Below are 12909 nucleotides of genomic sequence, written 5' to 3' on the forward strand. Positions count from 1 at the left end.
GGTAGGTCGTAAATACAACCTGCGGGAGGAGGGGGGCTCCTTCGTTTGGTCGCACACACCAAAGCGCGAGAAAAACACCGCTCTCGAACAATAGGGGCGGGCACACCGCTTTCTGATAATCGGCAGGACGCTTCTGTCACTGATTACATCGGAGAGCATCATGTACAAGAACAAGATTGCCTGCACCCTGCTGACCCCCATTGCCTTGGCGCTGCTGAGCGCACCTGCCTCGGCAGCCATTACTCTGTACGATGAAGATGGCACCACATTTTCGGCCGACGGCTACGTTAACGCTTTTTACGCGCGGACCCACACGGACAATATAAACGACGATCTGGACCGTGATCAGGCCCGGGTAAAAATGGGCTTTTTGCCCAACTACATCGGTTTCAATATGGCCAAGCAAATGGGTGACCTGACACTGGGCGCGCGCTCATCCTTTTGGGTCACAATTAACGACAGTGAAACAAATAGCACTTCGACCGCCATCGACGTACGTCAGTTTTACGGAACTGTAAGCGGCGAATGGGGTGAAGTACTGGTGGGCAAGGACTTTGGTCTGTTCTCGCGCTCCAATATCCTGCTGGACGAAATGCTCGCTGGTTATGGCCAGGTAAGCGACACATTGGGGCTGGTGGATGGTGGTGGTGTGTCCTTCGGTAATATCGGCAGCGGCTATCCCTATCCATTCCCAACCGCGCAGATCACCTATCGCTCACCGGTTATGGGCGGCCTGCGTATCGCTGCCGGCATCCTCGATCCGGTCGACACCACCGATGACTCTGCTGTTGGCAAGAACTACCAGGACACTCCGCGTTTCGAGACAGAGATCACATATCAGTTCGAGCTTGCCGGCGCGAAGATTTACAGCTGGATCAATGGCGGCTACCAGACATCGGAAAACACCGATAGCAGCGTTGAAGACGTTACCTCACAAGGCATCGGTTATGGCGTGCAGGCAAAGATCGGCGCGGCCTCGCTGGTAGCCTCTGGTTTTGATGCTGAAGGCATCAACCCTTTCTTTACCAATAACGCCGGTGAGGCCGTGTTGCGTGAGGTTGATAGCACCGGTCATCTGCTGCAGGGCTCCTATACCTTTGGCGGTAAAACCCGCGTGGCACTGTCCTACGGCAAAACCGAAGATGAGGGCAACGGTATTGGCGTCAAAGCTGATTACGAGACGCGCGGGCTGGGTGTATTCCACAGCATCAATAACAACCTGACGCTCGTGGCTGAATACAATCAGTTTGAGATCGAAGACCGTACCAACAGTCAGACCATTGAAGAGACCGATACCCTGGCGTTGGGTGTGGTGCTGAACTGGTAAAACGATCTGCTTGTAAACGACACTCCCGCCTGATTGCGCAGGCGGGGGTGTTTTGTATTCAGCTTATGACCAGACCCCATTCAAAAGCGCTGTATACCGGGTACTGATTTGCCTTGTGTTTGCACTTTAGTGCCCAAGACCCCCAAGCCTAGTACTCAAGTAGCATATGGCTAGCTGCCGCAGCTTTCTAGAATCAGCATATGAACAGCACTCCGGGTACGTCATCTCACTTCCCTGATCTCCGCCAGCAACGGTTGGGCGATTGTTTTCGCACAGCGATGACCGAGGCGACAGTTCCTGAGGCGGCGGCGCAGGATCTGGCCCGGCAGTTGCTGCACCCGCATCTGGGGTTTGTGCTGTTTTTCTGCTCGGCGGAATACCCTCTGGATGCGCTGGCGACCGCGTTGGAGCAGCATTTTGGTGGCGTTACGCTACTGGGTTGTACGACGGCAGGCGAGATTACCCGCGCGGGCTATGGGCGCGGTTGCATCAGTGCCATCGGCTTCGATCTGCGTGCCTTCGCGGTCGACTGTACACTGATTCAGGCGCTGGACAGCTTCAGCCTAGTGGAGGCCCAGCAAGCTGTTGAGCGCATGCTGGGCCATTGTCGCCAGGTCAACCTGGCGCCGGTCAAGGATCATACCTTTGCGTTGACGCTGCTGGACGGCCTCTCCAGCCGCGAAGAGCTGGTGCTCAACACACTGAGTGCGGCACTGGGCAGCATTCCGCACTTTGGTGGCTCAGCAGGGGACGACAACCATCTAAGTCATACCCACGTTTACTATCAGGGCCGTTTTGTTACCGGCGCAGCGGTCGTGGTGATGGTCAATACCTGGCTGGACTTTGAAGTCTTTACCACTCATCACTTGCAGCCCAGTGCCACCAAGTTGGTGGTCACCGCTGCTGACAGCAGTACTCGCACTGTTCTGGAATTGAATGCCGAGCCCGCAGCCGAAGAATATGCGCGACTGGTAGGCATGCCGCTGGAGCAGCTAAAACACTCGACCTTTGCGCTCAACGCGCTCGCCGTGCGCATTCGTGATCAGTTCTATGTGCGCTCGATTCAGCGGGTTAATGATGATCACAGTCTGACGTTCTATTGTGCGGTAGATACTGGCATTGTTCTGACTGCGATGCAGCCGGGCGAATTGTTACCTGATTTACAGGCAACGTTTTCCGCGCTGCAACAACGCTTGGGTGAGCCCGTTCTGATTCTTGGCTGCGACTGCTTTTTGCGGCGTATGGAAGCTGAAATGCGCGGCGAAGATCAGCCGATGTCGGCCTTTCTAGCGGCTAATCGGGTGATCGGCTTCAATACCTATGGTGAGCAATACAACGGTATGCACATCAACCAGACCTTCACTGGAGTGGTCTTTGCCCTCCCGCGCTGAGCTTCTTGCTGGCGCCGATATGCTGGCTGAGGCGCAGCGGCTCCGGGCCGAGAACAACAAGCTGAAGCGGATCAATGCCGCGTTGATCGAACGTGTTGAGTCCAGCTCCAATCAGCGCACTGAAAGCTATGCTGCCTTCCAGCACTCCGTCGAGTTGGCTGAGCAAGTGCGCGAGCGCACTCAGGCCTTGAATGACACCATGGCTGAACTACAGGCCAGTAACCGCCTGTTAAACGACGCCCGCGCCCGTGCGGAAACTGCCCATCATTATTTGACCGATGCCATTGAAAGCGTATCCGATGCATTTGTGCTTTACGACCGCCACAAACGTATCGTCTTGTTCAATAGCCGTTTTGCGGCCTTTTGGCGCGGTACGGATGCCATGGTTACCGAAGGCACCTCGCTGGAAGAAACCAAGCTACTCGCGGTATCCACCGGCCTGGTGGTAGAAACTGACTCAGCCGATGGCAACCTCTTGTATCAACTGCGTGATCAGCGCTGGATGCAGGTCAGTGAGCGCTCCACACGCGAAGGAGGGCTGGTGATCATGTATACCGATATCACCGACCTAAAGCAGTCCGAAAAGGCACGCCGGGACCGGGCACTGGAGCAGAAGACACGACTTTTGCAGCGCACCGTCGACAGCCTGTCTCAAGGCGTTGCGGTGGTAAACGACGATGGCGCGCTGGAGGTCTGGAACGGGCGCTTTCTGGAGCTCGCAGGCTTGGAGCTAATCGCACCACATCGCCCCTTTGCCGAAGTCATGCAAAACAGCGAGCTGACCCTGTTTACGCCGAATAACCGCGATGGCCTAGGCGCTCCGCTACTGACCTGCGAGCAGCAACTGTCGAACGGCAGGGTGCTGGAGATTCGCAGCCACCCGATGCCAACAGGTGGCTTCGTCAACACCTTTACTGACATTACCGAACGGGACTTGTATGCTCGCGCGCTGCAGGAGAGTGAGCGTTGGGTAAGGCTGATTACGGATCATGTGCCGGCGCTGATTGCCTATGTGGGGGCCGATCTCACTTACCAATTTACTAACAAGGTTTATGAAGACTGGTACGGCTGGGGGCACGGCGAAATTCTCGGTCAGAGCCTACATCGGGTGCACAGTGCCGAGCAGTTCTCCCGCTTGGAGCCTTATATTGGCCGGGCCTTCAAGGGTGAAAGTGTCAGCTTCGAGTTTGCTGAAGCCAACCTTGAAGGCCATCAGCGTTATTTGTTGCGCTCCTATGTACCCAACCGCGATGCGCAAGGGAACGTAGTCGGCATTTTTGTATTGATTCGCGATATAACTGAACGCCGACGCACCTCCGAGGCATTGCACCAGGCCTATCAGCATCTGGAACAGCGCGTACGTGAACGGACCCAGGAACTGACCGAAGTGAACGGTCAGATGCGCCAGGAAATCAGCGAACGGGCCCAGGCCGAAGGGCGGCTGCGCGAGGCGAAGCGCGAAGCCGAACAGGCCAACATGTCGAAGACCAAGTTTCTCGCGGCGGTCAGTCATGATCTGTTGCAGCCGTTGAATGCCGCGCGTCTGTTTACTGGGGCGCTTTTGGAACAGCCGGTTGCCGAATGCACCGGTGCCCTTGTACGTCAGATCAGCCACTCATTGGAGGATGTAGAGAATCTGCTGGGTACGCTGGTCGACATTTCCAAGCTCGACGCCGGTGTGATTAAACCGGATATCAGTGCGTTCAACCTCGGAGACCTGCTGGATAACCTGGGCAACGAATACGCCCAGCTAGCCGCCAGCGAGGGTCTGCATTTGAGCTTTGTGCCCTGTCATGCGGTGGTGCGCAGCGACGCCCAGTTGCTGGGTCGCATTCTGCGCAACTTTCTCACCAATGCCGTTCGCTATACCAACAGTGGGCGAATTCTACTGGGCTGCCGTCGCCACGCCCACGGTCTGCGCATTGAAGTATGGGACACCGGCCTGGGCATCCCCGAAGACAAGCTGCAAGAGATCTTTAAGGAGTTCAAACGGGTTAATCCAAGCGCCAACACCCGTGATCGTGGGCTTGGGTTAGGCCTGGCGATTGTCGACAAGATCGCTCGCATGCTGGGACATCGCATTCGCGTGCGCTCAATCGAAGGACATGGCTCGGGTTTTTCCGTAGACCTGCCCTTTGGCCGCCTGCAGCCCTCGCTAGTGCAAGACGAACCGGTGACGGCACGCATCGGCGAACGGTTGCCAGGCTCTGCTGTCTGGGTGCTGGATAACGACGCAGCTATCTGCGCCGGCATGCGTACCCTGTTGGAAGGCTGGGGCTGCCGAGTAATCACCGCACTATCGGAGGAAGATCTCGCCAGTCAAGTCGACAACTTCCACGCCCCGGCCGACTTGCTGATCGCCGATTATCATTTGGACAACGACGTCAACGGGGTGGACGTAGTCGAGCGTATCAATGCGCGGCGCGGTCAGCCGTTGCAGGTACTGCTGATTACGGCCAACTATAGCAATGCGCTGAAGTTGCAGGTGCGGGAGTTGGGGTATCTAATGTTGCATAAACCAGTGAAGCCGATGAAGTTGAAGACGGCTATGAGTCATTTGTTGGCGGTGAGTGGGTGATCTTCGGGTCGTCCTGAGAGAGTGACTAACTGGTACTCTGTGCAATTCTGCCTTATCACTCGTCGCCTTTAGTGTGCTAATGCCCATTTTCATTGCTATACACCTACGGGAAGGCCAAGTTGCAACTCGGCCATGGCGCTGCAGGGAAGTTCGTTGGTCGAGCTGAAGCGCGACCTTCTCGTGTGCGGTTTTGATTTCCGAGAAGATGGTGGAGTGCCCTCTTGGCTAGCCGGCAAAGGCGAAAGGCTAACGTGCGGAGTACGAGTAAAAGATCTTTGGCGGAGCCGTGGATGAGGGGGTTCCAACGCCTAGAAACGATCATAAGCCGCCAAGAGTAGCCGTCAGACGCGTGGTAGGGGCACGGCATGTCGTGCCCCTACCACGCGGTATTCAAGCCCACACCGGCGGGGGAAACGAGCGAACGCTCACCGCCTCAAATAGGCACTGAAATCCACATCACTCGCCGACAAAATCGCCTGTACCCGGTTATGCACGTTCAGTTTGCGCAAGATCGCTGAGACATGGGCCTTGACTGTGGTTTCGGCGATTTCCAGGTGATAGGCAATTTGCTTATTGGATTCGCCCTTAGCCATGCGCTCTAGTACCAGCAGCTGTTTACGGGTGAGGGCGTACAGCAGTTCCGGGGAGATCGGGTATTCCTCGGGATTACGTCGAGTAATGGTGCTGTTTGCTCGAATAATATCGGAGGGCAGATACACGTTACCGGCAAGGATTTGTTCAATGGCGCCAGTCATCTGTACACGCGGCGACGACTTGGTAATAAAACCCACCGCACCGTAAGTTATCGCCTGCAGCACCACCTGCTTGTCTTCTTCGGCGGAAACAATGACCACAGGAATCGACGGCGAGTCGTTGCGCAGAGTGATCAGACCATTAAGCCCATGCATGCCAGGCATATTCAGATCGAGCAGAATCAAGTCCAGATCATCGTGTTCCTTCGCAACCGCCAGGGCACTTTCAAGATCGCAGGTTTCCAACAGCTCGCAGCCAGGAAACCCAGTGATTATGACGTTACAGATGGCCTCCCGAAATAATGGGTGATCATCGGCTATCAGTATTTTATACATGGCTTGGGTAACCTGTTTTTGTTGTATGCGGCCGACATATTTTGGTTGAGAATCGTCGGCTCGATGGTATTACGTCGGTATTACACCCGGAGTGGGTTGTCTTGCAAATGATACATTGGCACAACAAAGCGGTACTAAAGTAGTAATCGCCAGCGCTCTGAAGGCAAGTATCCAGCGCCTGAGCTGTATGTCATCTGCCAGCAGCTGCTTGCTGAAAATCATAGCAAGGGTGTAGTAACCCGCTTGGGCGCTGCGCTCAAGGTTTGCCACCTGAGGCTGCACGCTGCGGATTGAACGTCATCACCGCTGCGATGCTAACCAGCAGCCATAGCCCCAAACAGATAACCAGCGCAGTAGGGTTGAACTGCTGGTACAGCGCGAAGCGCACCAACTCAACGGCGTGAGTGAACGGGTTCAGCTCGCAGAGCCAGTACAGCCACTCGCTGGACTCTCGCATTTTCCACAAGGGGTATAGTGCTGAAGACAGGAAAAACAGCGGGAAAATAACAAAATTCATCACCCCAGCAAAGTTCTCCAACTGCCGTATGCCGTTAGACAACAGTAGCCCCAGGGAACTGAGCAGCAGCGCCGCCAGCAGTAGCGCCGGGCCGGCTGCCAGCATGCCCCAAAGTGGCGAGCGAATATCAAAGCACCAAGCGATCGCCAGGAAGGCGTACACCTGAGTCAACGATATCAGAGAGGTTGACAGCAACTTGCACAACAGCAGGAACGGGCGCGGCAGGGGGCTCATCAATAGCACACGCATACTGCCCATCTCCCTGTCGTACACCATCGATAGCGATCCCTGCATCCCGTTGAACAACAAAATCATGCAGCACAGCCCGGGCAGTATGTAGGTCTCGTAGGTGATGTAAGTGCTGTACGGCGGGATGATCGACACCCCCAGCGCAGCGCGAAATCCCGCGGCAAACACCAGCAACCAGAGCAGCGGACGCACCAGTGCACTGAGAAAGCGTGAGCGTTGCAGAAAAAAACGCAACCACTCGCGTTGCAGAATCCCGGCCATGCAGGCGAGGTAATGATGCGGGCTCATGCGGTGGCCTCAAGGGCGCTGGCACTGAGCCGGGCGAAGGCCTGGGTGAGGTCAGCGGCCTGTTGTTGCCGCACCAGCTCGGCGGCTTCACCGCTGGCCACCACGCGGCCACGGCTGAGCATGACCACCGGATCGGCATCGTGGATTTCATCCAGCAGGTGGGTGGTCCAGATCACTGTCAATTGCTGCTCGGCGCACAAGGTGCGCACATGCTGGTTGAGTGCAGCGCGGCTGGCCGTGTCCAGCCCTACGCTGGCTTCATCGAGCAGCAGAATGCGCGGCTGGTGTAGCAGGGCGCGGGCGATCTCCACCCGTCGGCGGTGGCCACCGTTGAGCTGACGCACTTTCTCGTGCTGACGCTCCAGCAAGTGCTGTCGTGCGAGCTCTGCTTCGATGCGCGGGGCCGCCGCGCGGCGTGACAGCCCGTGCAGGGCCGCGTGGTAGGCCAGGTTCTGGCGCACCGTCAGGTCCAGGTCGAGGGTGCTTTGCTGGAATACCACGCCCAGCTGGCGTAGCGCGTGGCGCGGGTGGCGGCGGATCGATTGACCGTCCAGCAGAATGTCCCCCTGCTGCAGGCGGTACAGCCGGCTGAGCAGCGCCACCAGCGTCGACTTGCCGGCGCCGTTGGGGCCCAACAAGGCGTTCAGGCACCCCGGGCGCAGCGTAAAGCTGATCTGCTCAAGTGCGCTGTGCGCGCCATAGGCAAAGCTGACGTCGGCGACCTGAATGCTCATCAGGGCGTCACCACCACGCCCCACGGGAAGCGCCCCACCTTGATGGATTTCAGTACCTTGAGGTCAGCCACATCAATCACTGAAACGTCGCCACTGACGCCGTTGGTCGTTAGCAGCAGACTCTCGTCAGCATTGAAGCCCAAATGCCAGACTCGGCGGCCAACCAGTAGGTAATCCAGAACTTCAAATGTCTTGGCATCAACCACGGCCACATGATTGGCCGGGCCTAGTGCGATAAAGGCAAACTTGCCGTCGCGGGTCAGGCGCACGCCAACCGGCTGGATGCGGTCCGGGTGAATGCCCTTGATCTCGAAGGTCAGCACCTTTTTCACTTCCCGTGAGTCCACGTCCAGCACGGTGACAGTGCCGCCGATCTCGGCCGAGGCCCACAGCGTTTTGCTGTCGTGGCTGAACTCGACGTGACGTGGGCGCTGGTCAACCAGGGTGTTGTCGACCAACTCGTTGGTGGTGGTGTCGATCCAGTGCAGCATGTTGGTGGTTTCGCTGGTGTTGACCGCCCACTTACCATCCGGGCTGACCGCCATGCCCTCGGGCTCCACACCTACGTCGATCTGCGCCAGCACCTTAGCGGTCGGTACGTCGACCACTGTTACCAGGGCGTCGTCTTCGTTGGAGATGTACAGGGTGCGGTCGTTAGGGTGCAGCGCGAACTGCTCCGGGTCTGCGCCGGAGGGCAGTTCCTGCACGATGCGACGGGTAGCCAAATCTAGGATCTGCACGGTGTCGGAGTCGCTGGCGCAGATGAACAGCTTGCTGTTGTCGCTCGACAGCAGAATGCCGCGCGGGCGCATGCCAACGTCCAGCGTGTCGGTCACCTCTAGCGTGTTCATATCGATCACCGAGATGCTGTTGTCCTTCTCGTTCGATACGTAGGCAGTCTCGGCCAGAGCACTGGCGCTTGCAGCGGTAACTAGCGCGGCCAGCAAGGCGTGGCGAAAGGGCAGGGTAGTCATGGGCAGCTCCATCAGCTCTTGTTCAGGTGTTCGGCAATACGGCACTGGCTCTCGGGCTCGTCGTAGCCGAGGGTGTCCAGGTCGGTGCCGGGGTGCAGGAAGCCGTCCTGCGGTGAGGTAGTAACCAGTGCGCGTGGCTGCACCAGTGCGATCGGCTGGCGTAGCTGGCCGCTCCAGGTGCGGTAGCTCAGCTTGCGGCCCTTAAAGCCGTCCATCGGCAGGCGGTCGCTGACGCTGAACGCGCCAATGGCGTCGGCGTCGGAGCGGTTGAGGGTGGTTACCGCCGCGCCAATCGAGCGCACAGCCAGCCAGGAAGCGAAGTCCAAACTGTTCATCCAGCGCCCGGCGTGTTCCTCAAAGCGCTTCTGCAATTGCGCTGCGCCGTAGGTTTCGATGGTCTTGTGCCAGCCGACCGGGGTCAGGCCCTGGGTGCCGGCCACCGGGCGCGGATACCAGGTGTTGTAGGGGATGTACTCGCCAAAGTCGCCGCGCTCGTCGGCCACCAGTACCACGTCGTACTCATCGGTCTGGGTGAACAGCGGCACCTCGGCCTGGGCGGCGCGGCGCAGGTCGGTAGCAAAGCTCCACTCTTTCTCTGCGACGATGCGCATGCCGTAGCGCTGGGCGGCGCGCTTGAGGGCGTTGGCGTAGGCCTGATCCTCGGCGGTCGGGCCGCTGATCAGCAGCCAGCGCTTGAGTTTACGGCTGAGCAGAAACTGGCCCAGCGCATCGGCCAGCATGGCGCGGCTGGGCAGGGTGTGCAGCACGTTGGGCAGGCATTGGCTGGTGCGCAGGGCATCGTCGTAGCTGCCGGCGTTGAACAGCAGGCTGTCGCTGAATTCGGCCGAGAGTTGGCTTAGCGCGCTGGCTGGTAGGTTACCCACAAACAGCCGCACTCCGTCGGCGTGCAGCGCTCGGGCAGCGTCAAGTGTCGCCTCCAGCTCGGCTTCGGTTGCGACCCGCAGCTGGTAGTCCTGCTTGAGAAAACGGCCGGTGGTGTTGTTGTCCGCCAGTGCCAGCTCGGCGCCGCGCAGGCCGGCGTCGGCCGGTTCCGGAATGACGTTGGACAGCACCGGGCCGCGATCGGGCGTCCAGCCGATATAGCCGATACGCACCGTTAGCGGGCTGGCCTGTACGTCATGCGCGACCAGCGTGGCGGTCAGCAGGGCGAACAGATAAAGCGAGGTATGCAGGGCCATCAAACGCATGGGGACTCCTTCTTGTTATGCCTCTCAGCATAGGAATCTGGTTACCGCGGGGAAATATGAAGAAAGTACCAATAAGCCGGTACCAAGGTAGTATTTCGGCGATTTTCTTGCGTATTAGCATGGTGGCTACACAACAAAAAGGATTCCCGCCATGAGCCTGTCACGCACCCGTACGCTATTGAACGTCAGCCTGATGATTGTTTGTTTGGTTGGCACCGACCGTATTCTGGCCGCCGGAGACCTGACCCGCCGGACCACGTTGTTGCCTGATCTGGTGCTGGGCAACGCACAAAGCGATTACGCCATGAGCCAGAACGAGTATCAGCTGGAAACCGGCAAAGCCTACCAGTTAATGGTGGTGGCATCGGGGCAGAAAGAATATGCCTTCCAGGCGCCGGACTTCTTCAAAACGGTGCACCTGCGCAAGGTGGAAGCAGGCGACGTGGAAATCAAGGCAGCGCTGCTGCACGAACTGGAGTTTGAAGACGCGGGTGAAGCCGAGATGTTTTTCACCCCGTTGGTTCCCGGCCGCTACGCCTTCTACATGAAAGGGTTGGAGAGTAAGGGCATGGTCGGACACTTTGTCGTCAAGTAACCGCCAAAGATGAAAGCACTCTCGTTTCGTGCCCGTCTCTACGCCGGCGTCTGCCTGCTGTTTGCCGTGGTGCTGATCAGCATGCTGCTGGTGTTGCTGCAGCAGGCTGAAAAAGACCTGGTGCGTGAGCTGCACGCCAGCCGGTCGATGGTGCTGCAGTTGTTCGATAGCCTCTCGCGTTCTGCCACCGCGCCGGATGCCACGCAGTTTGACGGGCTGCGGCATCTGCGCATCATCGATCTAAACCCCACATCAGAAGCTACGCCTCCGGCTGCTGCGCCCGGCGAAGTACCCGCCTGGCTGGCGCGGTGGCTTGCCCCGGCGGTGACCGAACGCTTCCCGCCGCTAACGTTGTCCTTTGCTGATGGCCAGCAATGGAAGATTACGCCAGACGCTCACGATGAACTGGAAGAAATCTGGGAATCGGTGCAGTTGCTGCTCCTGGTGTTTGCAATGGCTCTGCTGCTGTCACTGTTGACTATTCACTGGGCATTGAGTCGCGGTTTGGGGGCCTATCATCGTTTGCTCGATGCATTGCTGTGTGTCGCCGGGGGGCAGTTGCGTACGCGCCTTGGCCCTAGCCAGCAACCGGAAATCAACCGCCTGGCAGAACGCTTCAACAGTATGGCCGCAGCGTTACAAAAGGCCGAACAGCGCAACCAGCAGCTGACTGAACGGCTGCTTAGCGTGCAGGAGCGCGAGCGTATGCAGCTGGCGCACGCGCTGCACGATGACCTGGGTCAGTACCTAACTGGCATCCGCGCCCAAGCCTTTTTACTGCAGCGTTGCGATCACAGCGACTCACGCACGCTCACGCGCTTAAGCAGTCAGCTGTTGAGTAACTGCGATGGCTTGCAGCAAGGCTTCCGCCGTCTGGTGCGCGACCTGCATCCGGTGGTGCTGGAGCGTCTGGGGCTGGAACAGGCGCTGGCCCAACTGACCGAGCAATGGCAACAGCAGCAGGGTGTGGAATGTCGCCTGGAGCTGGATCTCCAACTGCCGGGCCTGCGTCTGGAAGCACGGGCGCATCTGTACCGCCTGCTGCAGGAGGCTCTCAACAATGTGGCGCGGCATGCTCGCGCGCGCTGTGTGTGGGTGCGACTGAGTCAGGAGAACGACCTGCTGCTGGTCAGCGTGCAGGACGATGGCGGCGGCATGCCCACGCCAGTGCAATGGGGCATTGGCATGCACTCCATGCGCGAACGCGCCCGTTGCCTGGGTTCGCCGTTGCAGGTCAACTCCGCAGCTGGGCAGGGCGTTGTGCTCGGGTTGCGTATTCCCTTGAGGGCAGTGGCATGAACATCTTGCTGGTAGACGATCACGCGGTGGTACGCCAGGGCTACACCAGCCTGTTGGCGATGCTGTTCAGTCAGGCCGAGATTCGAGGCGCGGTGAGCGGTGAAGACGCCATCGCCGCCGCCCAGCAACAGGTACCTGATCTGGTGATTCTCGATGTTGGCCTGCCGGGCATCAGCGGCATTGAAACCGCCCGGCGGTTGCTGCAGCGCTGGCCGCTGCTGCGCATTCTGTTCTTCAGCATGCACGATGAACTACCGTTGGTGCGCCAGGCACTGGCTACCGGCGCGCTGGGCTTCATCACCAAGAACGCCTCGCCTGAGGTGCTGCTCGATGCGGTCGGCCGCTGCCTCAAGGGGCATCGTTACATCGAACAGGAACTGGCCACCCAGCTGGCCTGCGCCGGGACAGACGAGCGCCTCGACCCGCGCCTGCGTGACGTCACCCAGCGTGAGTTCGAGATTTTCGTCATGCTCGCCCGCGGCGTAGCGCCACGGCAGATCGCCGACAACCTGTGCATCAGCAGCAAGACCGTTTCCAACAACCTCACCGTACTCAAGCAGAAGCTCAACGTCAGCTCGCTGACCGAGCTGGTGCACCTGGCCATCGACACCGGCGTGCTGCGGGTGCAGAGCGCCTGACCGTCCGTCAGCGGCGGCGTGGT

The 12909-nt window shown here is 58.7% G+C and carries 11 protein-coding genes; 6 read left to right on the forward strand and 5 right to left on the reverse strand.

The window, feature by feature from the left end; all coding sequences use genetic code 11:
* Positions 1–160 precede the first annotated feature (160 nt).
* The 3 genes from AC1XYH_RS04790 (at position 161) to AC1XYH_RS04800 (ending at position 5296) form a co-directional block, all read left to right on the forward strand.
* Positions 161–1327, forward strand: a complete 1167-nt coding sequence (locus AC1XYH_RS04790) for a porin (RefSeq protein ID WP_483325522.1) — start codon at positions 161–163, stop codon at positions 1325–1327.
* Positions 1328–1605: 278 nt separating this feature from the next.
* A complete protein-coding gene (nosP, locus tag AC1XYH_RS04795) occupies positions 1606–2718 on the forward strand; it encodes a nitric oxide-sensing protein NosP (RefSeq protein ID WP_483326305.1) in 1113 nt (370 codons plus the stop codon).
* Positions 2719–2737: 19 nt separating this feature from the next.
* The gene (locus AC1XYH_RS04800) at positions 2738–5296 is read left to right on the forward strand and encodes a hybrid sensor histidine kinase/response regulator (protein WP_483326306.1); all 2559 of its coding nucleotides are present in this window, start codon (positions 2738–2740) and stop codon (positions 5294–5296) included.
* 425 nt (positions 5297–5721) lie between these two features.
* Here the strand turns inward: AC1XYH_RS04800 and AC1XYH_RS04805 are convergent, their stop codons facing one another.
* The 5 genes from AC1XYH_RS04805 to AC1XYH_RS04825 all read right to left on the reverse strand — a co-directional run bounded on the left by AC1XYH_RS04805 (position 5722) and on the right by AC1XYH_RS04825 (position 10354).
* Positions 5722–6384: a response regulator gene (locus AC1XYH_RS04805; protein ID WP_483325523.1), complete on the reverse strand. Its 663-nt coding sequence runs from the start codon at positions 6382–6384 to the stop codon at positions 5722–5724.
* Positions 6385–6640: 256 nt separating this feature from the next.
* The gene (locus AC1XYH_RS04810) at positions 6641–7438 is read right to left on the reverse strand and encodes an ABC transporter permease (RefSeq protein ID WP_483325524.1); all 798 of its coding nucleotides are present in this window, start codon (positions 7436–7438) and stop codon (positions 6641–6643) included.
* Positions 7435–8175 (reverse strand): ABC transporter ATP-binding protein, encoded by a 741-nt coding sequence (locus tag AC1XYH_RS04815; protein ID WP_483326307.1) that lies wholly within the window; start codon positions 8173–8175, stop codon positions 7435–7437. Before AC1XYH_RS04815 ends, AC1XYH_RS04810 begins: the two co-directional genes overlap by 4 nt.
* Positions 8172–9146, reverse strand: a complete 975-nt coding sequence (locus AC1XYH_RS04820) for a YVTN family beta-propeller repeat protein (RefSeq protein ID WP_483325525.1) — start codon at positions 9144–9146, stop codon at positions 8172–8174. The genes AC1XYH_RS04815 and AC1XYH_RS04820 overlap by 4 nt, the downstream gene beginning before the upstream one ends.
* A gap of 11 nt (positions 9147–9157) precedes the next feature.
* Positions 9158–10354, reverse strand: coding sequence for an ABC transporter substrate-binding protein (locus tag AC1XYH_RS04825; RefSeq protein WP_483325526.1), 1197 nt, complete (start codon positions 10352–10354; stop codon positions 9158–9160).
* Between the two features lie 151 nt (positions 10355–10505).
* Here AC1XYH_RS04825 and AC1XYH_RS04830 point away from each other — a divergent pair, with 151 nt between their 5' ends.
* Genes AC1XYH_RS04830 through AC1XYH_RS04840 form a run of 3 tightly spaced genes read left to right on the forward strand, consistent with a single transcriptional unit; the run spans position 10506 to position 12886 of the window.
* Entirely contained in the window at positions 10506–10949 is a 444-nt protein-coding gene (locus AC1XYH_RS04830) for a cupredoxin domain-containing protein (RefSeq protein ID WP_483325527.1), read from the forward strand.
* Positions 10950–10958: 9 nt separating this feature from the next.
* The gene (locus AC1XYH_RS04835) at positions 10959–12248 is read left to right on the forward strand and encodes a sensor histidine kinase (RefSeq protein ID WP_483325528.1); all 1290 of its coding nucleotides are present in this window, start codon (positions 10959–10961) and stop codon (positions 12246–12248) included.
* The gene (locus tag AC1XYH_RS04840) at positions 12245–12886 is read left to right on the forward strand and encodes a response regulator (protein WP_092288256.1); all 642 of its coding nucleotides are present in this window, start codon (positions 12245–12247) and stop codon (positions 12884–12886) included. The genes AC1XYH_RS04835 and AC1XYH_RS04840 overlap by 4 nt, the downstream gene beginning before the upstream one ends.
* Positions 12887–12909 lie beyond the last annotated feature (23 nt).

It is taken from the genome of Pseudomonas sp. GW-45 (assembly GCF_056896675.1).

Coding starts and splice junctions, on each gene's coding strand:
- AC1XYH_RS04790 (WP_483325522.1), top strand. CDS start 161: ATGTACAAGAACAAGATTGCCTGCACCCTGCTGACCCCCATTGCCTTG.
- nosP (WP_483326305.1), top strand. CDS start 1,606: ATGACCGAGGCGACAGTTCCTGAGGCGGCGGCGCAGGATCTGGCCCGG.
- AC1XYH_RS04800 (WP_483326306.1), top strand. CDS start 2,738: ATGCTGGCTGAGGCGCAGCGGCTCCGGGCCGAGAACAACAAGCTGAAG.
- AC1XYH_RS04805 (WP_483325523.1), bottom strand. CDS start 6,384: ATGTATAAAATACTGATAGCCGATGATCACCCATTATTTCGGGAGGCC.
- AC1XYH_RS04810 (WP_483325524.1), bottom strand. CDS start 7,438: ATGAGCCCGCATCATTACCTCGCCTGCATGGCCGGGATTCTGCAACGC.
- AC1XYH_RS04820 (WP_483325525.1), bottom strand. CDS start 9,146: ATGACTACCCTGCCCTTTCGCCACGCCTTGCTGGCCGCGCTAGTTACC.
- AC1XYH_RS04825 (WP_483325526.1), bottom strand. CDS start 10,354: ATGCGTTTGATGGCCCTGCATACCTCGCTTTATCTGTTCGCCCTGCTG.
- AC1XYH_RS04830 (WP_483325527.1), top strand. CDS start 10,506: ATGAGCCTGTCACGCACCCGTACGCTATTGAACGTCAGCCTGATGATT.
- AC1XYH_RS04835 (WP_483325528.1), top strand. CDS start 10,959: ATGAAAGCACTCTCGTTTCGTGCCCGTCTCTACGCCGGCGTCTGCCTG.
- AC1XYH_RS04840 (WP_092288256.1), top strand. CDS start 12,245: ATGAACATCTTGCTGGTAGACGATCACGCGGTGGTACGCCAGGGCTAC.